This is a genomic window from Lunatimonas sp., from assembly GCF_020832325.1.
Taxonomy (GTDB): Bacteria; Bacteroidota; Bacteroidia; order Cytophagales; family Cyclobacteriaceae; genus Lunatimonas.
Window position 1 is genome coordinate 64920 of sequence record NZ_JAFIEU010000050.1, and the last position, 24695, is coordinate 89614.

The 24695-nt window shown below is 44.9% G+C and carries 15 protein-coding genes; 13 read left to right on the forward strand and 2 right to left on the reverse strand.

Annotation, left to right across the window (positions count from 1 at the left end; translation table 11 throughout):
- The first annotated feature begins 32 nt into the window (after positions 1 to 32).
- The 11 genes from JJU34_RS19490 (at position 33) to JJU34_RS19540 (ending at position 18768) form a co-directional block, all read left to right on the forward strand.
- Entirely contained in the window at positions 33 to 839 is an 807-nt protein-coding gene (locus JJU34_RS19490) for a glycerophosphodiester phosphodiesterase family protein (protein WP_228694101.1), read from the forward strand.
- An 86-nt stretch (positions 840 to 925) separates the two neighbouring features.
- The gene (locus JJU34_RS19495; RefSeq protein WP_228694102.1) at positions 926 to 1483 is read left to right on the forward strand and encodes an RNA polymerase sigma-70 factor; all 558 of its coding nucleotides are present in this window, start codon (positions 926 to 928) and stop codon (positions 1481 to 1483) included.
- Positions 1484 to 1772: 289 nt separating this feature from the next.
- Complete coding sequence (locus JJU34_RS19500; protein WP_228694103.1) at positions 1773 to 2741, forward strand: FecR family protein; 969 nt, start codon at positions 1773 to 1775, stop codon at positions 2739 to 2741.
- 166 nt (positions 2742 to 2907) lie between these two features.
- Positions 2908 to 6360: a TonB-dependent receptor gene (locus JJU34_RS19505; RefSeq protein WP_228694104.1), complete on the forward strand. Its 3453-nt coding sequence runs from the start codon at positions 2908 to 2910 to the stop codon at positions 6358 to 6360.
- A 33-nt stretch (positions 6361 to 6393) separates the two neighbouring features.
- The gene (locus JJU34_RS19510; protein ID WP_228694105.1) at positions 6394 to 7872 is read left to right on the forward strand and encodes a RagB/SusD family nutrient uptake outer membrane protein; all 1479 of its coding nucleotides are present in this window, start codon (positions 6394 to 6396) and stop codon (positions 7870 to 7872) included.
- A 28-nt stretch (positions 7873 to 7900) separates the two neighbouring features.
- On the forward strand, positions 7901 to 9238 hold the full coding sequence (locus JJU34_RS19515; RefSeq protein WP_228694106.1) for a sulfatase: 1338 nt from the start codon (positions 7901 to 7903) through the stop codon (positions 9236 to 9238).
- A 277-nt stretch (positions 9239 to 9515) separates the two neighbouring features.
- A complete protein-coding gene (locus JJU34_RS19520; protein WP_228694107.1) occupies positions 9516 to 10208 on the forward strand; it encodes a phosphoadenylyl-sulfate reductase in 693 nt (230 codons plus the stop codon).
- 538 nt (positions 10209 to 10746) lie between these two features.
- Complete coding sequence (locus tag JJU34_RS19525; RefSeq protein WP_228694108.1) at positions 10747 to 13944, forward strand: SusC/RagA family TonB-linked outer membrane protein; 3198 nt, start codon at positions 10747 to 10749, stop codon at positions 13942 to 13944.
- Positions 13945 to 14048: 104 nt separating this feature from the next.
- On the forward strand, positions 14049 to 15491 hold the full coding sequence (locus tag JJU34_RS19530; RefSeq protein ID WP_228694109.1) for a SusD/RagB family nutrient-binding outer membrane lipoprotein: 1443 nt from the start codon (positions 14049 to 14051) through the stop codon (positions 15489 to 15491).
- A gap of 268 nt (positions 15492 to 15759) precedes the next feature.
- Positions 15760 to 18411: a HEAT repeat domain-containing protein gene (locus JJU34_RS19535; protein ID WP_228694110.1), complete on the forward strand. Its 2652-nt coding sequence runs from the start codon at positions 15760 to 15762 to the stop codon at positions 18409 to 18411.
- Positions 18412 to 18573: 162 nt separating this feature from the next.
- Positions 18574 to 18768 (forward strand): hypothetical protein, encoded by a 195-nt coding sequence (locus JJU34_RS19540; RefSeq protein ID WP_228694111.1) that lies wholly within the window; start codon positions 18574 to 18576, stop codon positions 18766 to 18768.
- Positions 18769 to 18773: 5 nt separating this feature from the next.
- On the opposite strand, the gene JJU34_RS19545 is transcribed toward JJU34_RS19540, so the two are convergent.
- Positions 18774 to 20210 carry a sodium:solute symporter gene (locus JJU34_RS19545; protein WP_228694112.1) on the reverse strand — a complete coding sequence of 479 codons (1437 nt, stop codon included), beginning with the start codon at positions 20208 to 20210 and terminating at the stop codon, positions 18774 to 18776.
- Between the two features lie 173 nt (positions 20211 to 20383).
- Between JJU34_RS19545 and JJU34_RS19550 the strand changes: the two genes are divergently transcribed.
- A complete protein-coding gene (locus JJU34_RS19550; RefSeq protein ID WP_228694113.1) occupies positions 20384 to 23410 on the forward strand; it encodes a glycoside hydrolase family 3 N-terminal domain-containing protein in 3027 nt (1008 codons plus the stop codon).
- Here JJU34_RS19550 and JJU34_RS19555 read toward each other — a convergent pair.
- Positions 23407 to 23805 (reverse strand): response regulator, encoded by a 399-nt coding sequence (locus JJU34_RS19555; protein WP_228694114.1) that lies wholly within the window; start codon positions 23803 to 23805, stop codon positions 23407 to 23409. The genes JJU34_RS19550 and JJU34_RS19555 overlap by 4 nt on opposite strands.
- Positions 23806 to 24217: 412 nt before the next feature.
- Here JJU34_RS19555 and JJU34_RS19560 point away from each other — a divergent pair, with 412 nt between their 5' ends.
- Entirely contained in the window at positions 24218 to 24529 is a 312-nt protein-coding gene (locus JJU34_RS19560; RefSeq protein ID WP_228694220.1) for a Dabb family protein, read from the forward strand.
- Positions 24530 to 24695 lie beyond the last annotated feature (166 nt).

Here is a 24695-nt window from a genome sequence, read left to right on the forward strand (position 1 = left end):
TACCACCCCAGCCTAGATTTGACTACTTAGCTATGATGATTCAACAATTTCAGCTTCGGCTACTGCTCGTTTGTTTGGTAGGTACCGTTGGGGTATTTGGCGGCATGCCTTTGGCGGCACAAGAAATGCTTCTGCCCTCACAGGGTTTGTGTGCCCACCGGGGAGCGATGAGTACCTATCCGGAAAACACCCTGCCGGCCTTCCAAGAAGCAATTCGGCTTGGGGCTGAGATGATTGAATTTGATGTGCAGCTTAGTAAAGACGGAGCTTTGATCATTATACACGATGCGGCAGTTGATCGGACCACCAATGGAAGTGGCCAGGTTGCTGATCTTACATTGGATCAGATTCGGAGGTTGGATGCCGGAAGTTGGAAAGGGCCGGAGTTTGCAGGTCTTCAGGTACCGGTTTTGGAGGAAGTGTTGGATATTATGCCGCGGGATATCTGGTTGAATGTACATATTAAAGGTGGTGAGGAGGTAGGCCGAAGGGTGGCTGAGCTAGTAATCGCGACGGATCGTGTCCATCAATCGGTGTTGGCAGTGGAATCTGCGGCACGAAGAGGTGCCAAGCAGGTCCTTCCCGATATTTTGATCTGCAATATGGAGCGGCAATCCGGGGGATGGGACTATGTGAATAGCACGATTGAGATGGGTGCGGATTTTATTCAGCTACGGGGCGATGTCGATCCGATATTTGCAGAATATGCCGCAAAACTAAAGGACCACAGTGTGAGGGTCAACTATTTCGGCACCGATGATCCCGAGGTGGTGTGCAGGCTTTGGGACATGGGTATTGACTTTCCCTTAGTCAACGATATCAGCGGGCTTAGACGGTAAATTTCAAAGGATTATTTTTTTAAGCGGGTATTTTCGAAGGAAGAAATATACTAACTTGGGGTCAACTAGCACGACTCAATCCCAAAATGACCGACCAACAACTTTGCGCTTTACTCCATTCTGGAGATAAAAAGGCTTTTGATATCCTCTATGAGAGGTATTGGAAGCGCCTATTTGTGTATGCATATAAGATTTTTGAGGACCAACTGATCTGTGAAGATATTGTCCAGGAAGTTTTTGTCCGTTTGTGGGAGCGTGCGACACAGGTGAAGATCGAAGAGTTGGAAAACTATTTGCTTAGGGCCACCAAATATCAGGTGTTAAATGCCATACGGGACTTGAAGCGAACAACTTCTTACGAAAATATTTTGCCCCATCTTCCGGTGGCGCTAGCGGTAGATCTGATTTATGATGAACAAGAAACCTCGGAACTCATCAGTCGAAGTGTAAAGACCTTGCCAGAAAAATGCCAAGAGATCTTTTTGATGAGTAGGGAAGAAGCGCTCTCTAATAAGGAAATTGCTCAAAAACTCCATATCTCCGTTAGGACGGTGGAAGCCCACTTGTATAAGGCAATGAAAATACTGAAAAAAAGCCTCAACAAAATAAATATTGGAATCGGGTTTATCTTGAGTTTTTTATAGCAAATTTATTTTGTTATAGGTATTTATATTAATAATTAATTTTGAATTATTATTTTTGCATTCATAAGTATTGGGTGTTTTTTTCAAAATTACAAATTATTTTTTGATTTGAGGTAAGTAGTTTTTTTGATTCACGGTACTAGCTGTTTCAGACCGATGAAATCGAGCATGACGTAGCCGTCACACACTGGTATGCCCCAATAGCTATCGGGGTAACCATGCGAGATTCCATCCCGATAAACCGGGACAGGTTGTGACCTTTGAAAAATCAATTATAGACACATGAAAAATGGACAAAGATCATTTTTTTAGCCTGTTGGATAAACAAGCAAAGGGCTTAAGTAGCCCGGAGGAAAATCGACTGATTTCAGATGTATTTGACGCAATGCAGCAGCGTTCGCTGTCTTGGGATATGAACGAACGGGAAGAAGCAGCGATTAAGACCCGCATCAAACGCCGGGTGGATGCCCGATTGGGGGACACTAAGAAAGAGAGAGTTATCGATATTTCCTTTCTGAGGTATGCTGCGGCGATTTTTATCGTATTGGGATTGGCCTTCGTCCTTTTTAATCAGACCACCCAAATGCCACCGGTACCAATGGCAGAGCGAATCACCGGGCCTCGCCAAAAAGCGGTAATTACCCTCAGGGATGGGTCGTTGGTCTATTTGAATGTAAATTCAAAAATCCGCTTTCCGGAGGAATTTGCTTCCGATTCCCGTGAAATTGAGCTAGAGGGTGAAGCCTTTTTTGAGGTGGTGCCGGATGGTAAAAGGCCATTTGTCGTAGCGAGTCGCGGAGTCAAAACCCGTGTGTTGGGGACTAGCTTCAACGTGAAGGCAGCAAACAAAAACGAGGTGGAAGTGATGGTCAAGACGGGGAGCGTGGGGGTTTTTCAAGGACGTAGCGACGAAGAGCGACAGTTGGTGCTAAGCCCCAATCAGTTGGCAGTAGTAGATCCGGAAAATCGGAGCGTGGTGGTTTCAGCAGTAAACGTCGACGATTACCTTACTTGGCGCTCGGAGACCATCACCTTTGATTTGGTACCATTCGGGGACGTGATGTCACGCTTGGAGCGGGTCTACAATGTGAAGATAGAAATTGAGGGAATGGATTCCCGTGAATGCTTGATAAGAGCCTCCTATGAAAATAGAAGTCTCTTTACGATCCTTTATGGATTGAAAAATTTGGCGGATTTTGACTATGAGCAAAAGGCTGACGGCAATTTGGTGATCCGCTACAGAGGATGTAAAAATTAAGACAATAAACTATCGCAAAAACGCTTCAAAACTATAAAAAGACACTTAGAGATTGCCTATGAAACAGTAACCATCGCTTTAAAGAAATCCGGGACTGCTGCAACAGTCCCGGGTGGAATTTCAACGGGTCAAGGCCCATCAAGTTTAACAATAAACACTCAAAATTATGAAAATTAATTTACTAAGGCTAATTGTGCTTTATTCAAAACAAACCCTCAAGTATTTTCTGCTACAGTTGCTTGTGATGCAGGTAGTGTTTGCGGAGCCTTCCTCTTCACAGGGGATGGAGGATTATCAGGTTAGCCTCCGGGCAACCAATCAGCGGCTGGTGCAGGTGCTGGATGAATTGGAGAAGCAGACAGATTTTGTGTTTGCCTACAACCAAGATGTAGCCCGAGACCGGTCACGGATAACGATTGACCTATCGAGCGACCTCAAGACCATTTTGAAGGCAATCACCGAACAGGTTGATTACGATTTTAAGCGGGTCAATGAAAACATCTACGTTACTAAAAGCGAAGCCGCTGGAGTAAAGATCGCTCAAATGGAGGTGGAAGAGGAAGTAAACTTTGAGCGGCGGGAAATCGATCTTCGGGGCAAGGTCACCGATGAATCCGGGCAACCCATTCCGGGGGCCACGGTAATTGTAGAAGGCACGACTATTGGCACCGTAACGGATATAGATGGGGAATTTGTGCTGAATGTGGGAGAGGGGGCAGTATTGCGGATTTCCTTTATCGGCTATGCGGCTGCCACGGTGACCGTCTCCAATCAGTCTGTGATAAATGTAGTTTTAAAAGAAGACCAATCCTCGCTTCAAGAAGTGGTTGTTGTGGGGTATGGTACGCAGCGAAGGGAAGATGTTACCGGATCGGTGGCAACGGTTAATCAAGATGCCATAAAAAACCTACCTGTATCTACCTTAGATCAAAAAATGGTAGGCCAAGTTGCGGGAGTACAAATCCAACAAGTCTCAGGTGCTCCCGGTGCAGGTACCTCCGTTAAGATTAGGGGAAGTGGATCCTTGGGTGCAGGAAATGAGCCACTGTATGTCGTAGATGGAATGCCATATTCTGCTGGGATGAATCAAACCTTAAATCCACTGATGTTCATCGATCCCAATATCATTGAGTCAATTACTGTGTTGAAAGATGCTTCATCAACAGCTATTTATGGGTCACGGGGAGCCAATGGGGTAATTATGATTACCACTAAAAAAGGGGCTTTTGAACAAACCAACGTAAGTGTTTCCTCGATGTACGGTGTACAGCAGGTTCCACAGCAAGGCCGTCCAAATTTATTAAATCAAAGGGAGTTTGCGCAATTTCAGAGAGATAGGATCGATATTGCCGTGAGACAGACCGAAAACAGGGCTGCAGTTTTGGAGGACTATCCGGTGGAATATCGTGACTTAGATGCACTTACTGGTAAAGGTACAGACTGGTATGATTTGATTCTACAAACGGCGCAGATTCAGGACCACAGTGTCAATATTCAGAAGGGTACGCAAGATTCACGAATTAACCTAAATTTTGGATACTTCAAACAGGAAGGGGTTTTGATAAATACCGGAGTTGAACGCTACAGTGCCAATTTGGGAATAGATTCAAACCTAAGCGACAAATTTAAAGTAGGGGTTTCTCTCCAGCCAACGTTTATAGAACAGAATAGGGCAAACACAAATTTAAATCGAGAGGATATTTTGGGGGTCAGTATTTGGGCTAACCCTATATCCACGCCCTACGATGAAAACGGAAATCTAGTACCTTATATCCGGGCACCCCAAAGCCGGTTTCACTCAGCCTGGAGCTTTGCAAACCCGCTTTATTCTTTGCAGGAAATGACCCAAAAGCAGAATACCTTTCAAAACTTAGGTATTGCGTTTGCGGAGTGGTCCCTACTCCCCAATTTAGTGTTTAAATCTTCGTTAAACACGATATTACAGGCTTCAAAATTCTATCAATATACACCTAGTACCATTGGCGGATCGAATAGACCTCCTGTGCCAGGAACTGGAAGATCTTCGAATAACCGGTCGGATAGCTTTGATTGGTTGATAGAGAATACGTTGACTTATGATTTGACATTTGGCAAGCATCGAATCAATGCCTTGGCCGGATATACGACCCAAAAATTTAGATCCAATAGCATAAATCTCAACGCAAGTCCATTTCCAAATGATTTAATCACCACCATCAATGCTGCCCAAGCGATTGAGTCATGGGGAGAAGGAGTCAATGAGTGGAGTATGATATCCTACTTGGGAAGGGTTAATTATGCGCTGAATGATAAATATTTGTTTACTGCGACTTTCCGATCCGACGGTTCTTCCAGATTTGGCAGTGAAAATCGATTTGCCTTATTCCCATCATTGGCTGCGGCCTGGAGGGTTTCTGAAGAGGCGTTTTTTGATAATGTAAATTGGCTCGATGAGTTTAAAATTAGGGCAAGCTATGGAAAAAGTGGGAATAACAACATTGGAAACTACGCACATTTGGCCTCCATTAGTGCAGGCTCCTATATATTCGGCAATAATCAAGTAACCGCTTCAAGCGTTGGCATTTCTAATCCTTTTCTGACTTGGGAGGAGTCCAATCAAGTGGATTTGGGGCTTGATTTTCAGTTTTTGCAGAATAGACTATCCTTATTGATTGACGTGTATAGACGGGAAAGCAATAACATGTTGCTAAATGACGTCATTCCAGCCATCACAGGATTCAATTCTCAGACGATTAATCAGGGAAATGTGAGAAACACAGGATTGGAGGTTGCCCTTGGTGGGTCGCCGGTTACTGGAGAATTTACTTGGGATATCAATGCGAACATTGCATTTAATCGAAACAAGGTGATTGCGTTAAACGACAATACGGTTAGGATTTTGGCGGGCAATAACGATGGCAATCCAACGCATATCTCCGTTGTGGGTAAGCCTATTGGCCAATTTTATGGATTTGTGCTGGAGGGGGTATATACCTTGGAGGATCTCGAAAGCCCGGACATTGTCATCACCCCGCAGGTGTATGAAGGGAACGTAAAATACCGGGATATCGACGGTGATGGGCTGATTAATGATGTGCTTGATTATACAATTATTGGAAATCCACATCCCGATTTCATCTTTGGACTAACCAATAATTTTGGATACAAAGGCTTTGACTTAGGGATCATTATCAACGGTCAATACGGGGGTCAAGTTATGAATGGACTACGGCAAACCACAGACAATCTTCAAGGCTTTTTCAATGTGGACAGGGCCTGGGAAAATCGATGGAGAAGTAGGGAAAACCCTGGGGACGGCATTCGATCCGGAATTCCACAGGTAAGGCCAAGTTGGGGGCACAGAGTTTCTACTTTGTGGGTGGAAGATGCCTCCTATCTTCGTATCGCCAATCTAACACTGGGATATACCTTGCCGCGAAAGATGATGGAAAAATTGAAAGTGGTTAACAATACCCGGTTTTATTTGACAATACAGAATTTAGCGATGTTCACCAATTATACCGGGGCGAATCCCGAGGGACAGGCGGCCAATCAAAACAATACGTTAGTTCCTGGTTTTGACATGACTTCCTATCCGTTGTCTAGAACGACGTCCTTGGGTGTAAACTTCAATTTTTAAGTGAATCAACCGCAACATCTAAAATTAGAAAACATGAAAAGATTTATTATAATTATATGGCTGGTGGTACTAAGTTCTTGTTCGGATGGATTTCTTGAAATCTATCCAGAAACCACATTGAACGAAGGGAATTTTTACAAATCTCAAGAGGAGTTCATATTATTGGCCAATGGGTGTTATGTGCCCATGAGGGACTATGAGAAAGATCTTCATTGGGTATTGGCTGAGTTGATTTCTGACAACACGAGTTTTCAATACAATATCAGAACCGGTGAAGCGGTTCGGGGAGTGATCGATCAGTTTATAATTACAGCAGATAATAGAGGCTACGCAAGTTTTTGGAATCTTTCTTACAACGGAGTAACTAGGTGTAACAAACTGTTGAATGAAATAGATCGTCCTGGCGTTACTTGGCAAAATATAGCTTATAAAGATAGATCGGCGGGGGAGGCCTATTTCTTGAGAGCGCTATACTATTTTAATTTGGTTCGTCAGTTTGGCGGAGTACCACTGGTCTTGGCACCCATCACTGCACAGGAGGCTGTTAACATAGGTAGATCAACCGAACAAGAAGTATATGGAAGCATCATAAGTGACTTAAATCAAGCCATTTCTCATTTCACAAGCGCTACTGGCGTGAAGGAAAACGGACGGGCAAATGAGCATGCAGCTAGGGCTTTGTTGGGAAAGGTTCACCTTACCATTGGAAATGATAACGAAGCAGCCACTAATTTGAAAGCCGTTATCGACGCAAATGCCTATTCATTATTGCCAAATTATGCAGACCTCTTTAACCCATCTGTACCAGATTTTAAAGAAACCCTGTTTGCTATCCAATACTCAGAAAACAACAGAGAGCTGTCAAACAGGTTTATTTTCATGTTTGCTCCTTGGAGCTCAGCAGGTCAGATCACCAATCGGCCAAACATAAATATGATTTCTGCAGGCTGGAATATGCCAACAAAGGACCTGATTGATGCATTCGAAGAGGGGGATCTTCGGAAGAGCACCTCCATCAAAATGTGGACCGGAGAAGACTGGGATGGTGAAATCCGCGAGATAGCCTACTGCGGAAAGTATAAGCCGCCGGTGTCTGCTCCGGACGACAGGTGTGGGGATAATTTACCCATAATCCGATATTCTGATGTACTCTTAATGTATGCAGAGGCACTGAATAACTTGGGGCGTACCGTAGAAGCTACAGGTTTTGTAAGGATGGTCAGAGAACGAGCAGGGTTGATGAATCCAATAGATGGATTAAACGCTGGAGAACTGGCAGCATTGATCGCAAAGGAACGGCAGGTAGAATTTTGTTTTGAAAACCAAAGGTGGTACGATCTGAAACGAACAGGTACCGCGGTGGAAACGATGAGGGAACACGGTATTAGGGAAAAGGCCCAGAAACCATTCTTGTTTGCTACGTCGTTCAATATTACGCCTAACAAGTTGCTTGCCCCAATTCCAGCGGAACAGATTCTTATCAATCGGATTGCACAGAATCCTGGGTATTGATTTAAACGTTGTATGTAAACACGGAATAATGAAAATAAAGAAAAGAATATATCATCACCTGACAAGAAGCATACTTATTTGGGGAGCGTTTCTGATGGTCAATGCTGGTTATGCCCAATCGGACTTGCCAAATATCATCTATATCCTTTCGGATGATCAATCATGGAATGACTACGGATTTACTGGACATCCCCACATTGAGACTCCAAATATAGATAAATTAGCAGCAGATGGGTTAACCTTTACAAGGGGGTATGTTACGGCACCACTTTGCAGTCCATCTTTGGCGACCATCATCACAGGTCTCTACCCGCAACAACATAAGATCACTGGCAATGATCCAACTTTTTCCTTTGATGGCCCACGCTATCAAAAAGATTGGATGGCCGCGAGGTCCCGGTTATATAGAGATTATTTGGATGAATTTCAAAAGCACCCAACCGTTCCCATGTTACTCCAAAAGTTAGGTTATATGTCCTTTCAGGCTGGAAAGTGGTGGGGGGGCCATTGGAAAGAAGGAGGGTTTACACATGGTATGACCCATGGAGATCCGTCTAGAGGTGGAAGACACGGTGACGAGGGTTTGAAAATTGGGAGGGAAGGAATGAATCCCATATTTGATTTTATGGATGAAGCTATCGAAAAGGAGAAGCCCTTCTTTGTGTGGTATGCGCCATTCCTACCACATTCACCTCATACTCCTCCAGATTCTTTACTTCAAAAGTATCTTCCGAAAGCGCCTACTAAAGCGGTTGCGGCCTATTGGGCCATGTGTGAGTGGTTGGATATCACTGTTGGGCAACTACTCGACAAGGTGGAAGCTGAGGGGCTCACCGAAAACACATTGGTTGTTTTTGTCACGGATAATGGATGGATTCAGGATCCCGATAAGCCAAACGTCTATGCCCCAGGATCCAAGCAAGATCCGCAGGATATGGGCATCCGTACCCCGATCATTTATAAGTGGCCCAGAAGAATCACGCCTAAAATGGATACACAGCATGTTGCTAGCAGTATCGATATCGTAACCACTACGATGGCGGCAGTTGGTTTGGAGCCTTTGTCTACCATGCAAGGGATCAACGTGATGGATAAAAAGGCAGTTAAGAAGCGTAAATCGATTTTCAGTCTTGATTTCACCCATGATATGGTTCATGTAGATCACCCTGAAAAATCTCTAGAGAGTACGATGGTAATTACTACTCCTTGGAAAATAATTGTTCCAGGTGAAGCAAATACACAAAATCAGGAAGTGTTGTTGTATGATATCCTGAACGATCCAATGGAGGAGAAGAATGTTGCGTCGCAATACCCTAAGGTAGTGAAAAGACTCAAAAATGAGATCGCTATGTGGTGGAACCCATAGATGGATTTCTAGCACATGTGTTTAAAGCTGGGAAAAAAGCGTAGCAAATGCTTTTTCCCAGCTATAAGATCGGTATGGGAAAATCCTTCGATCGTGGCTATTTTTGGGAGGATACTACCAATTGGTATATATCCCCCTCGAAAATTATTCGAGCGATTACTTGGTAAACTAGATAAAACCTATCATTTTTGTAGGAAATATAAAAAGTGTGTTGGGAGGCTTTTCGGTTGTCAGGCCAAGCCCAATTCCCTCCTTGTTTTTAAAAAAGCCAAGAAATATGTCCGACTCTGTGGTCTCTAAAAAAACCTACTCAAAAGAAGAATTAAGGTTATTGAACAAGAAATATCACCTGCTATCTGTTGAGGATCGGGTGAGGCAATTGTACGAGGATTTTTCCGAAAACGAAGTCATGCTTACCAGTTCTTTTGCGGCCACTTCAGCGCTCCTTTTGAGCATATTTGCCGGTATTAAGCCCACGCAAAAAATATACTTTATAGATACCGGGTACCATTTTGACGAGACACTGGAGTACAAACAGCAGCTTTCTGAATTATATGGATTGGATGTGGTTTCGGTGAGTGCTTCTGAGGAAGACCACCGGTTTACTTCCGAAAATCAGACTTGGAAATCAGACCCCGAACTGTGCTGCTCGATCAATAAGGTGAAGCCGCTAGAATTGATCAAAAAGAGGTTTAATGTTTGGGTAAGCGGTCTGATGTGGTGGCAGAGTGACCATCGGGCATCTTTGGATATTTTTGAAGAGCGTGGTGGCATCCTGAAATTCTATCCTTTGTTGGACGTGAGTCCAGAAGAAAGAGATAAATATATTCAGGAACATGATTACCCATTCCACCCGCTTATCGCTAAAGGGTACCATTCTATCGGGTGCAAGCATTGTACGGTGCCAGGCAATGACCGAACGGGTCGTTGGAACAATAGTCCCAAAACAGAATGCGGGCTTCACCTATAAATACCGTTAGTAAAACGATCAAAGAATGTTTAGACTAGTAAGTTGTTTTCAGTTAACTAGGCTTTTAATAGAGTTTTTGGAAATGGTTGGTGTTTCGTATTGAAGAATTCGCAACACCAACTGTTTTTAACAAATTTTGAGTTTTTCGATTTCGGCCATATTTTATTTTTGTCCGAATTTGAAAATACCGGACACATTGACACCAGCGATTCTCTCCCTTTTTAAATATCGTCAAAACGACACTTTGAAGGTTAATCTTCGTATTTTTTAACATTGCTTATCCCATTTTCATCGAACTTTTCTATTAGTACAAAATTTAATTTAAATAATCTATTTATTAGTATTTTACTATTTCTTGCAAAAATTGATTTTGTAAGGTCGTAAATTCAATTTTTTTTATCTGGCTAAATTATCATTTAAATACCTGATATACAATTAAATATAAATTTTCAAACTATCCCAATCGAGATTTATTTTAAATAATTGTTACTTTTTCCGCTTCAAGCTATACATTTGGTCATAAACTAATTTAAACAATATGAAGAAAAATTTACTATTTACACTGTTTCTCAGTCTGATGCTGCAATTATCTTTTGCACAGACCGCAGAGGTAAGAGGCACAATTATTTCTTCGGAGGGCAATGAGCCCATTCCCGGAGCTAGTGTCTTGGTAAAGGGTACCACCGTCGGATCTGTATCCGATATGGATGGTAATTATACAATCAATGTTCCTTCCGGCAATAATGTGTTGGTTTTCTCCTTCATTGGTCTTGCTTCGCAAGAAATTGAGATTGGAGGGCGTTCAGTGATTAACGTAACAATGGAACCTGAAGTAAGCTCCCTCACTGAGGTGGTGGTAACTGCTTTGGGCGTTTCGCGTGAAAAGGCTTCACTAGGTTATGCTGTACAGTCAGTAGATGGCGACCGATTGGCAGATACCCGTGAGACAAACATTGTCAATGCCCTTCAAGGGCAGATTGCGGGTGTTCAGATCCAGGGATCTCCGGGCGCTATCGGTGGTTCTTCCCGAATCACCATTCGGGGTGCAAATTCCTTTTTGGGTGAGAATCAGCCTCTTTTTGTGGTAGATGGTATGCCTATCAATAACGATAACTACGCTACACGAGCCCAGCAAGAGGGCTTCGGTGGCGGTGCCTATGATTATGGTAATGCCGCCTCCGACATCAACCCTGCAGATATTGCTTCTATGGAGGTGTTGAAAGGAGCCGCAGCTACAGCCCTCTATGGTACTCGGGGTTCTAATGGCGTAATCCTTATCACAACCAAAAGTGGTGGTACGAAAAGAGGTATTGGTGTGGAAGTAAATTCTACAACCACGTTTGAAACCCCTATCGCACTTATGCCGCATCAGCAATTATATGGTGGAGGTGACATTTCCGATACAGCATCTGGGTTTGTTGAATTTATTGAAAATGGCCAACAGTTTTTGGCTCCTATTTACGCAAAAGATGGTGCATGGGGACCTCGATACGATCCAAATGTAATGGTTCGTCACTGGGATTCTTGGGACCGCGATTCACCTAATTATGGTGAAACCCGTCCTTGGGTGGCTCCAGCCAATCCTTATGAAAGATTTTTTGACACGGGTGTTACCAAGCAAAATAGCTTTGCGGTAACGGGTTCCAATGATGCCGGTAGCTTTCGTTTAAGCTATACCAATCTGGACCAGTCAGGTGTCATTCCAAATTCTAACCTAACACGAAACACGGTTAGTTTCAATACTACCTACAAGGTATCCAATCGCCTGACTGCATCCGCGGCGGGTAGCTTGGTACTGCAGAGTGCAGATGGTCGGAACGCTACGGGCTACGATAACGCGAACCCCATGCAGGGTTTTACCCAATGGTGGCAAACCCAATTGGATGTGGAGCGTTTGAAAAACGACCGTTTTCTAGACGGACGTCAGCAAACTTGGAATCCTGTCGGTCCAGTTATCGATCCTGCGACCGGACAGTTACTTTCATTTGACCACCGTCCCCGTTTCTTTGACAACCCGTATTGGGTAAGAAGAAACTACTTGCAAGAAGACACACGCGATCGTTTCTTTGGCAACTTCAACCTTAACTATAAGATTACAGATGATTTGAGCTTCAATGTCAGAGCGATGCGCGATGGATTTACTTTTCGCTCTCGTGAAGGTATCCCCCAAGGAGGTATAACTCAGTCAAGGTATCGTGAAGAATTACGCACATTTGCGGAAACCAATTTGGAGGCCAAGTTCTTATATGATACGCGGCTTTCTGATAAAATCTCTTTGAATGCCATGCTCGGTGGTAACCTGATGAATCAGGCCAATACCCGTAACACGATCAATACAGTAGGTGGATTGGCCTTGGATGGTTTCTTCAACATAGCAAATTCAGTAAATTCCCCTCAGGTAGTTACCAATGAGCAGGAGAGAGCCATCAACAGTGTGTTTGCTACTACTTCTGTGGGCGTCTTGGATATGATATATCTCGATTTGGCGTTACGTGGTGACTGGTCTTCTACCTTGCCTGCGGAAAACAACAATTACTGGTATCCTTCCGTGTCTTCTAGTTTTATATTTACCGAGCTTGAAGCTTTACGAAATTCGTTCCTTTCTTTCGGTAAAGTGCGAGTTGGCTACGGCCAAGCTGCGAACGACGCAGCTCCTTACCAGTTGCAAAATGTGTATAGCAATGTGGTCCCTAACTTTGGCAGCTTCCCCCGTTATACAGTGCCTTTGGGTAGCCCCAATGCGAACCTTAAGCCGGAGCGTACCAACGAGATCGAAGTAGGAATCGAGTTTGCAGTTCTAAATAACCGCCTTTCATTCGATGTTTCTTATTACGACCGTACCACGGTAGATCAAATTTTCGACGTCCCTTCATCTGCTTCTACAGGTTTCACTTCCAGGGTACTAAATGCTGGCTCCATGCGTAACCACGGAATCGAGGTATTGGTGAACGCGCAACCGCTGGTAAGAGGAGATTTTTCATGGGACTTGATGGTTAACTTTGCTACATTCAATAACGAGGTAGTGGAATTGGCCCCAGGTGTTGAAAATATTATTGCTGGATCAACTTGGGCAGCAGATGTTCGGGTTCAGGAAGGTTTTCCTTACATGTCTTTGTTTGGCCAGGACTTCCGACGTAACGAGGCAGGTCAAATCATCGTTGGATCCAACGGTTTTCCATTAGCAAACAGTAACCGAGAGTTTTTGGGTAGTACCATCGCAGATTTTGCGGGTGGTATCCGAAACAGTTTTAGGTATAAAGGTTTGGAGTTAAGTGCGTTGGTAGACTACCAAGGTGGAGGAATTATTCATTCAACATCTTTGCAATGGTCCAAATATTCTGGTATGGATCCGGTGACTGTTGAAAATAACGTTCGCGAAACCGGTCTAATTGTACCCGGTGTCACTGAGTCTGGAGAGCCTAACACAGTAAGCGTTTCTCCTCAGGCATATTACCAGACAATCTGGTCGATAGCATCACCCAATGTGTTTGATGCATCTTTTATCAAGCTTAGAGAACTGTCCCTTGCATACGCCTTGCCAAACAGCTTGATTTCTAGGCTGCCTGTGCGTGACGTAAGAGCCCGTTTGTTTGGCCGTAACTTGGCCATCCTACACAGCAACCTTCCTTATCTTGATCCCCAAGGTGTAAACGGTGCTGGTAACGTTCAAGGATTAGAAAATGCACAGGTGCCAACCACCCGCTCTATCGGCTTTGACATCAGCTTTAAATTCTAGTCTAGTACATAGCCATTTTAGCAGGCAGGTGGAACTGCCGGTCGGTCTCCACCTGCCTGCCCATAATTCCTTGTTCGAACGAACATTTAAAATTTCAACAAATCATGAAACATATAGCAAAATATCTATTGATCTTGTTCCTCTTTAGTGTAGGGGTTACAAGTTGCACAGAGGGCTTTGAGGAGATGAATGTCGATCCAAATAATCCTACAGCGGTTCCTGCTGAGAATCTGCTTACACAGGCTGAGTTTTCCCTTTCCAACCTCATGTGGAGCCGTGGGTTAAATTTTGAGTTTGGGATGCTAATGGTACAGCATTTCTCACAAAGCGAGTATGCCGAAAGGTCTCGCTACAATCAAAATCCGTCTAACTTTGATGCTATTTGGAACACGTTCTATGCGAATGGTATGAATGATCTGCAAGCAGCGATGCGTATTACGGAGGCGAATGAGAACCTTACCGATGCTCAGAGGAACAACAGGATTGCTATATTGGAGCTCCTTCGAATATGGTCTTTCCAGAATGTGACTGACACTTGGGTAAACGTACCCTATTCGCAAACATTTAATCCGTCAGAGTTCCCCAATCCTCAATACGATAGACAGCAGGATATATATGCTGGCCTAGTTGGCGAAATCGATGCAGCACTTAGCAAAATTTCCGTTAGCGCATCTGGATTTACTTCTGGCGATATCTACTACGGTGGTGATATGGCCAAATGGCAGCGTTTTGGTAACTCCCTCAAAGTTCGTATTGGTATGCGGATTGCGGACGTGGAACCTACCACTGCAAGCCGGTTGGTTTCGGAGGCGTTTGCTGCAGGTGTGATTAGTTCGTATGATGAAGGCTTTCACTTTCCTTTCCAAAGCGACCAACGTATTGCCAACCCTTTCTTCGTAGACAATTCCATTAACAACCGTGATGATTTCACGCTTTCCGATGTCTTGGTAGATGCGCTCGAAGAGCGAAATGATCCACGTGTCGCTGCTTTTGCCAATCCCAATGTAGCTGGTAATTTTGTTGGTTTACCATTTGGTCTTACAGACGGAGAGACATTTGCTTTACAAGGTACCGCCTCTCGGCCTAGCACCCGGTTGCGTTCGGCTACCGCGCCAGCCTATTTGATGACCCATGCTGAGATGAAGTTTTTCGAGGCTGAGGCAATTGAAAGAGGCTTTATCACGGGTGATGCTGCTGCAGCATACAATGCCGCCGTAGCTGCTTCTATGATGCAGTGGGGTATCACAGATCAAGCGGCTGTAAATGCTTATTTGGCACTACCTATAAATGCCTATGATGCTGACAACTGGAAAAACTCCATTGGTATGCAAAAGTGGATTGCCCTATACGGGAATGGCGTAGAGGCATGGTCAGAGTGGAGAAGACTTGACGTACCTCAGTTGGAACTTCCCGCTGCTGCCGTTCGTACATCTATTCCAGTGCGGGCATTGTATCCTGCAGTTGAACTGGGAAATAACCCCAGTGCTGTAGCGAATGCTGGCTATGAAAACGAAATGGACATCAAACCTTGGTGGGATGTTGAATAGAATTTTGTAAGCAAATTCTGTATATAAAAAATCACTTCCTGCTCAGGAAGTGATTTTTTTTGTCGTACGAGGATGGGTAGTTAGAGTGAGAGGTGTAAAGCTGCATTTTTGAGTTTATTTAATCTGAATGATAAAACTACAGCCATTTGATTTTCTTCCAGGTTACCGTATTTTAGTAGGAAGGGACTCGCCGAAGATCGGTACAATTTCCAAATTTAATTGGTTTAAGTGGGTTAAGGGCTTATTTTTGTTGATAATCCAAAAGACTATGATAAAGAAAATACTCGTTTTTGCGCTCCTGATCTCCGGTTTTTCTTGTGCTGAGAAGGAGCCTGAAGTAATTTGTGAACCGGCTCCTGAAACAGCGGCCTTGCCTTCGCTGGATTCTTTGGCTGCTGCCTTGGAGTGGCCGTCGGAGTTGTCGATTACCCCTTTTTCCGGTCCAGATATCACACCCAGCCCCGCCTGCTTGGCGGTTTCGCACGAAGGGGATCTATTTGTGGGAGTGGATATGATGGGCTCTTTGGGCAAGGAACCCGGAAAGGGGCAAATTGTCAAGCTTGTAGACTGCAATCAGGACGGTATTGTCGACAGTTATACCATTTTTGCCGATGTGGACAATCCCCGCGGAATTATTGCGCTAAAGGATAAAGTGTATGTGCTTCACACGGTGTTTGGGGACGATGAAATCGCCACAGGGATGAATTTGGTGGTGTTTGAAGACAAAGATGGGGATGGTGTAGCAGATGGCCCCTCCCAGCCATTGATCGAACACATCAGTTCACCAAAATTCCTGCAGGGACGGGGAACCGACCATGCTACAAATGGTATCCGGCTGGGGATTGACGGTTGGATATACATCGCAGTTGGAGACTTTGGTTTCCATGGTGCCGTAGACCGGGACGGTACTACGTTGACCATGCTGGGTGGTGGTGTTGTCCGGGTACGCCCAGACGGTACGGAAATGGAAGTATATACCCATGGGTTGCGCAATATCTACGATGTGGCCATTGATCCTTACATGAACATGTTTACCCGGGATAATACCAACGACGGAGGCGGTTGGAATATTCGGTTTAGCCATCAAATACAATCTGCGGAATATGGCTATCCGGTGCTGTTTAAGCACTTTACGGAGGAGATTATTCCCGCGTTGGTTGACGTGGGAGGTGGCTCCGGCACGGGAGCTCTTTTTATGGATGATCACCGTTGGCCCGAGAAGTTCAATCAAGTGCCCATGATGGCAGACTGGGGAAGAAACCAGTTGTATATCCACCGGGTAAAAGCAGATGGCCCTTCTTATATCCAGGAAGAGGTACCGTTTATCAAACTCCCACAAATCACCGATCTGGATGTGGACGGTACAGGTAGAATGTATATGGCCGCTTGGGACGGTGCCGGTTATCGCGGCAATCCCTCGAAAGGCTTCGTAGTAAGAGCAGTGCCAACGGACTGGACCTATGAGGCAGCACCAAATCTAAGGAAGGCATCCCTTAAGGAGTTGGTAAAACACCTCGGCAGTGGAAGTGCTGTTACCCGACTCTATGCACAACAGGAACTACTTAGCAGACCTCCAAAAAAGGCTTCAGCCGAAGTCTTAAAAGCAATAAAAGATCAGGGCCAGACACTTGCTACCCGTGTTGCTGCATTGTACGCCTTTACACAGCTAAATGGAGTGAATGGAATGGATAAGTTTGAAGAGCTGTACCAATCCGACGAATTGCGGGAACATGTCATCCGGGCATTTACGGATCGCCGGGAGATGTTGGCTGCGGCACCGGTAGATCGAATTATGCAAAGCTTGGGAGATGCATCTCCAACGGTACGGAGAGCTTCAATCGTTGCGTTGGGGCGGATAAAAGATCCAAAGGCCATTCCAGCTTTGATGGGTACCTCGGTACCAGCTTCCTTTGTCGCGCCTGCGTGGAAGGAAGAGGGGCCACATGCCGATCCGAATGCCTCCATCGTAGAGGCCCACCTCGCGGTGCGGGCTTTGGTGGAATTAAAGGCCGGAGATGCATGCATAGATGCCATCGGCACCTCTAATCAGACTATAGCTCTTTGGGCCTTGCGCTACATGCACGATGCGGGTGTAGTGAACCGCCTGATCGAAAAATACAAAGGCAGTGAAGATGAAACCCTTCGCGTGGAAATTTTGAATGTGTTGGCCAGACTATATACTCGTGAAGCACCTTATGATGGATCTTGGTGGTGGGGCACCCGCCCCGACACTCATGGACCTTACTATAAGTCTGTTCTATGGAGATCTTCTGCTGCTATCAAGGACTTATTTATGGAGGTATGGAGTCAGGGAGGTACCGAAAACAAGGCATATATCGGCATGCTAAACGAGAAAAACCGTATGGGGATCACCGAGTTTGGAGGTGATTTTACCGTTGCAGAGATGCTCGAGGAACCGGATGTAGATTTGGAAAAGATAAAGAATACAAAAGGCCAAGTGGGTTCTTCGTCCATCGAGGATATCTTATTGGCGGTACAGGAATTGCCTGGCGACGCCGTACTGGGAAAAACCATATTTGAACAGCAAGGCTGTAGGGCATGCCATAGCTTAGAGGTGGGTGAGGCGATGAAGGGTCCTTTTATGGGGCAAATAGGCAGTATCATGACAAGAGATCAAATAGCAGAGTCAATATTAAAACCCGATGCGTCCATTTCCCAAGGGTTTGCTACGGTGCTGATAAAGACGAAAGACGATAAATCCTACATGGGATTTGTCACCGAGGAAAGCGCGGAGAAGATCGTCATTAGAAACATCGTCGGCCAGGCGTATACCTTGCCTGTGTCAGATGTGGTTGAGCGCAAAGAGATGGAAAACTCCATGATGCCAGAGGGCTTGGCAAATGCGCTTTCTTACGAAGAATTTGCTTCCCTGATTACTTTCCTTTCAGAGCAAAAGTAAATTTTCTTTAAAAGCTTCTTCTTATGCCCACAAACGGACAACTTGATGTCCGTTTGTGGGCATTATTTTTACAAAACTCCGCTATAGGCGCCATCAGAGCGATTGGCACAGCATTGGTAAGGAAGGGTTGAAACCTATCAATCCCTTCCATTTCGAATCCCTATGAGACTGTTTATGAGTTTGGTGCTTTGGGCTATTTTATTTGTACTTTGCTGGCCCATAGCGGTACTGCTATTGATTCTATATCCGTTGATTTGGCTAATTCTGCTGCCGTTTCGCTTACTGGGATTTGGTGTGACACTCACGCTATCCATGATATTGGCCATCTTTTTGTTCCCGTTCAGCTTGCTGAAGTAGCGATCTTATTTTCTGGCAAGTGCCCAAAGTCCCGAATACGTAAGTGCACCATTTACCAGCAGGATTTCGAAGCCAAATTGGTACCCGCTAAACCAGGCTTCGGAGTTTCTATCAAGGATAAAAGATAGGATAGGGCTTAGGATACAAACGAAGGGGACTAAGCGATCTGTAATGCGGACGTTGTTCGTAAGACCAAACACGAAAAGACCCAGTAATGGACCATAGGTAAATCCTGCTGCTTTAAATACGGCACTGACTACACTCCGATCGTTCAATTCGTTGAAGACCACGATGGTCAGAAACACCAGAAAGGTGAAGCCAATGTGGATGAGGAGCCGGGTTCGGTCTTGGTTCAGGTGCTTTTTTTCAGGTAGGTTGATGATGTCTATGCAAAAAGAAGTGGTCAAAGCGGTGAGGGCCGAATCGGCACTGGAAAATGCCGCAGCTGTAATGCCAAGCAAGAAAACAATGCCAGCCAAGGTGCCAAACTCATTCAAAGCCAATGAAGGGAAAAGTTCATCGGTTGCGCTTGGTAGCGCAATATTGTTTACCTGTGCATAGTAATACAGCAGCACACCTAGTGCCAAAAACAGGATATTGGAGAAAAAGAAAGACAGCGAGAACCAAAACACGTTTTTCTGTGCTTCCCCCTTGTTTCGGCAGGTAAGATTTTTCTGCATTACATTCTGGTCCAAACCATTCATTGCGATGGTTATGAAAATGCCTGCGGCAAACATCTTGAAGAAATTTTGCCCCGAATTGCCATCCCAAACCCAAATGGTTGATTTTTCGTTTTTGCCGATTAATTCCAGCAGTTCAACGCCTCCTTTATTCAGATGGCTGGCGATTACCAGAATACTGATAACTACGGCGGCTAATAGAAAGGTAGTTTGTAATGTATCGGTCCACACGATGGTCTTGATGCCACTTTTGAATGTATAAAGCCAGATCAACACCATGGTGGCGAATACCGATCCGTAAAAAGGGACCCCAAAACCTTCGAAAAAGGCCAACTGGAGTACCGTGGCAGCTAAAAAAAGTCGAAAGGACGCTCCTATGGTCTGCGATATGAGAAAGATGGTTGCCCCGGAAATATAGGCTTTCCCACCGAATCGGGTTTTCAGGTATTCGTAAATGGAGATTAAGTTCAGCTTGTAAAAAAGCGGTATCAGAACCAGTGCAATAACTGCATAACCCACCATATTGCCCATTACCAATTGGAGGTAGTTCCAATTGGTGTTACCTACTTCCCCTGGCACCGAGATAAACGTTACCCCGGATAGAGATGCGCCTACCATCCCAAAGGCTACCAAAAACCAGGGAGATTCCCGGTTGCCAGTATAAAACGTCATGCTATCGGACTTTCTGGACGTTAGGTAGCTGATGAGGATAAGTAACAGAAAGTAGCCGGAAATTACTCCAAAAACCAATACCGGACTCATAGGTAGTGCAAAGGTTTAGACGTTTTGAAATGCTGTCCACAATTTTGGCCAAGATAGAGATTTTCCATTAAGGCAGTTTACCTTGCGACGGAAAATGCCGTATATTTCCGAAAAATCAGGTGTTAGACACAGATCACCTGCTACGTTTTAGTTCGAGTAAATCTTCCATCCATATGCCGTTTCCCTGTTTTTCTCCTTTCTTTCAGTTTCATAGCCGGAAGTTTTTCGTTGGTTTTTTTATTATCTGCGTGCTAGCAGGTAGCATACCTGAAGCGGTTTCTCAAAGCATCCCGGTTCCATATTTGACCTTGGATCAAGGTTTGGAAGACTGGGTGGAAGAAACCTTTCAATCCCTGGATTTGGAGGAGCGAATTTCCCAACTGATCATGATTCCCGTGTATTCTAATAAGGACGAGGTGCATATTGATTCGATCAGTAACTTGGTTAAGCAGTACAAGGTGGGCGGTATGATATTCTTTCAAGGCGGACCGGTACGGCAGGCGCAGATGATCAATCGCTATCAGCGTGAATCCAAGGTGCCGCTGATGATCAGTATAGATGGGGAGTGGGGGCTAGCCATGCGTTTGGACAGTACCCTGAGATTTCCCTATCAAATGGCTTTGGGCGCAGTCAAAGACGACTCGCTAATCTATGAAATGGGAAGGGAGATTGCAAAACATACCAGGAGAGCTGGCTTGCACGTGAACTTCGCCCCTGTGGTAGATATCAACAACAACCCCGGAAATCCGGTAATCGGTTTTCGATCATTTGGAGAGGATAAAGAGCGGGTAACCCAAAAAGCCTTAGCCTATATGAGGGGTATGCAGGATGAACGGGTTTTGGCTTCGGCCAAGCATTTTCCAGGGCATGGAGACACCAATGTGGACTCTCACTACGGCCTGCCTGTAATCCATTTTTCCAAACAGCGGCTTGAAGAGTTGGAGTTGTACCCTTTCAGGCAGTTGATGCAGGCAGGGCTAGGTAGCGTTATGGTGGCCCATATGCACATCCCGGCATTGGATGACACGCCAAACCTAGCCTCTACGCTGAGCAGGGCGGTGGTGAGCGATCTGCTGAAAGGAGACATGGACTACAAGGGCCTGGTATTCACGGATGCACTGAACATGCAGGGGGTGGCCAAATATTATGAGCCGGGAGTGGTAGACGTAAAGGCACTGCTAGCCGGCAACGATATGCTGCTGAATACGATGAATGTACCAGCTACTATACGAGAGGTTAAGAAGGCACTCGAAACCGGCGAAATCACACCGGATGAAATCAATGAGCGGGTAAAGAAAGTGCTTCGTGCCAAAGCATGGTTGGGATTATCTAACTGGCAACCTATAGAGACTACTACGCTCATCGCAGACCTGAACACTCCCGATGCCCATAACTTAAGTAGGAAATTGGTGGAGAAATCGTTGACCTTGTTAAAAAATGAGAAAAATATCCTTCCATTAACAGGCTTGGACCGAAATCGAACGGCCAGTCTCGCACTAGGGGTTTCCAGTGAAACCGCTTTTCAACGCGGCTTGGACCGATACACGTCCTTAGATCATTATTTCCTGCCCAAGTCTGGTAGTTTGAACGAGGTCAACCGATTGATTGAGTCCCTTTCAGCTTACGATCGCATCATCGTGGGCGTGCATGGAGTTTCCCTGAGAGCGGGAAGTGATCGATTTGGGATTACACCGGAAATGAACCTGCTGCTAAAGCAACTGAATAGGAACAAGCAGGTAGTTGTTTCTGTGTTTGGCAATATCTATGCGTTGAATGAGCTAGTGGACCTACCGCAGGTATCGGCAGTGATTGCGGCCTATCAGGAAACGGAGGATACGCAGGATTTGGTTTCCCAATTGGTATTTGGCGGAATTGGAGCAAGCGGCACGCTTCCTGTACAGCTGTCAGCAACGTTTCCCTTGGGAGCGGGATTGAACCTGGAGGGTGGTAGCAGAATAGCGTATGGACTGCCGGAAAGTGTGGGCATCCGCTCACAGCAGCTAGCAGGCATTGATTCCTTGGTGCATTTGGCGATACGAGAGGGAGCCACTCCAGGGGCACAGGTATTGGTGGCTAAAGGAGGGAAAGTATTCTTTCATAAAGCCTATGGATACCATAGTTTTGATTCGCTCCAGCCGGTTTCTTTGGAAGATGTGTATGATTTGGCCTCCATCACTAAAATCAGTACGGCATTGGCAGCCTTTATGCATCTGAAGGGGGAAGGGAAATTTGATGAAAATAAGCGGCTAGGACAGTATTTGCCTATGGCGAAAGGAACCAATAAGGAGGATTTGGTTTACAAGGATATACTTACCCACCAAGCTGGGCTTACGGCTTGGATTTCCTTTTGGCAGGCCACGCAGCGAAAGAATGGAAGCTTCAGATGGTTCACCTTTAAGCAGGATTCCTCCCGGAGATTTCCCAACAAAGTGGCAGACCGACTATACATCCACCGCAATTACGGCAACAAAATATACCGGGAGATTATGGATTCTGGCGTGAAACCGGATCAGGGTTATGTCTATAGTGACCTTTCCTTTATTTTGGCTCCGAAAGTCGTAGAACACATTTCAGGGACCGATTTTGTATCTTACCTCAGACAAAACCTTTACGCTCCTCTAGGGGCAGAGGGGTTGAGTTTTAACCCCTACGCCAGGTATCCCCTTGCCAAGGTGGTTCCGACGGAATATGACTCACTGTTTCGTAGACAGCAACTCCATGGCACTGTCCACGATGAGGGAGCGGCTATGCTAGGAGGTGTAAGTGGTCATGCTGGACTATTTGGATCGGCAAATGAGCTTTCTAAGCTGATGCACCTGTACCTTTACAATGGAAATTATGGAAATGAAGAGTTGATCCGAAACGGCGTGGTGCACGAATTTTCCAAATGCGTTTACTGCGATCGGGGCAATAACTATCGAGGGATGGGTTTTGACCGACCAAACCGGCCCGGTGACCCCAATGGCAATGCCGCAGCAAGTGCTCCCGCGTCTAGCTTTGGCCACTCTGGCTTTACCGGTACGTATACTTGGATTGATCCGGAGAATGAACTGGTGTATATCTTCTTATCCAATAGGGTAAATCCCACAAGAGAAAACCGAAAACTGTACCAATTGAACATTCGCACGGGTATTTTGGAAGTGGTTTATGAGGCGTTGCGGGCAAACGGACAATACCGATCTGCTGGTGAAAATCCTTAACCTTTTTCTACCGTTTCCTTCAATTCTTTGACCTTTTCTAGCGTGAGGGGTTTGAAAATGTAACCGCTCACAAACGGGTAGGCATTTGCCCGGTCAATTTCTTCCTGGTTTATGGAAGAGGAGACCACGTATATTTTTACTTCCCTTTTTAGGTTTCGTTTCTCATACTCTTCCAGAAACTGCCAGCCATTCATGATGGGCATATTAATATCTACCAGCAAAACTTCCGGAAAATTTTCACCTTCTGATATGGCCATCAAACCTTCGATCGCTTCCTGACCGTTCTTGTAAAAAAGGCTGTTTTCCGAAAAATGGGTAAACTCAAACAGCTTTTTAATGCCGAAATTATAGAGTGGATCGTCATCAATGACACATGCTAGTTTAATTTTTGACATAAAAATTACGGAGTTGATTACTACAATTTTGTAACTGGAAAGTTGCGTGAACGAATGTCTATAAAGCGCACGGTTGTTTTTTGAAAATTTTAGGAAATGTATAAAAAAAAATGGTCTCAATCAATGAAGTGATGTTTTGTTCTATTTAATATCGTAATCATTTTAAGTAAGTCAGATTCGCTACCTTATTGGATTCTCCCGTGATTTTTCAATTTTATGTAGTTGATGGGGGTATGATTGGCGAATTTTGGTTAATTTTCCATCCAAATCAATCTATAAACCAAAAACAATGAAGAAAATCTATATCCCTATTCTCGGCAGTCTTTTTATGGTTGCATTGCTGTGGGCATGTAGCCCTGCCAACGAAGGCAAAAACGAACAGGAAGGTCAAACTACAACCCAACAAGTAAACATGGAAAAACCCTTATTAAGACACGTGGTTTTGTTGAAATTCAAAGACGAATCCTCCGCGGAAGATATCAAAAAAGTAGAGCAGGCTTTCATTGCATTGAAGGATGAAATCAGCCTGATCAAGGATTTTGAGTGGGGAACAAACAATAGCCCAGAAGGTCTGAACAAAGGCTTGACACACTGTTTCTTCGTTTCCTTTGAAACAGAAAAAGACCGCGACGATTACCTACCGCATCCTGCGCATAAAGCGTTCGTTGAGGTACTGATGCCACATTTGGATGACGTGACTGTAGTGGATTATTGGGCAAAGTAGAAAGTTGCGGTGGGGTTTAATCCACCGCAACTTTTTTCAGTTTTCCACCAGAACTTTTTTTATAACATCGCTGGGACTGTTCAGTTCGTTCCAATTGCAGTCTATTTGCTTCTGTAGCAGGTATTCGACCTCAAAAATCAATCCATTCACAAATATTTGGTCCATT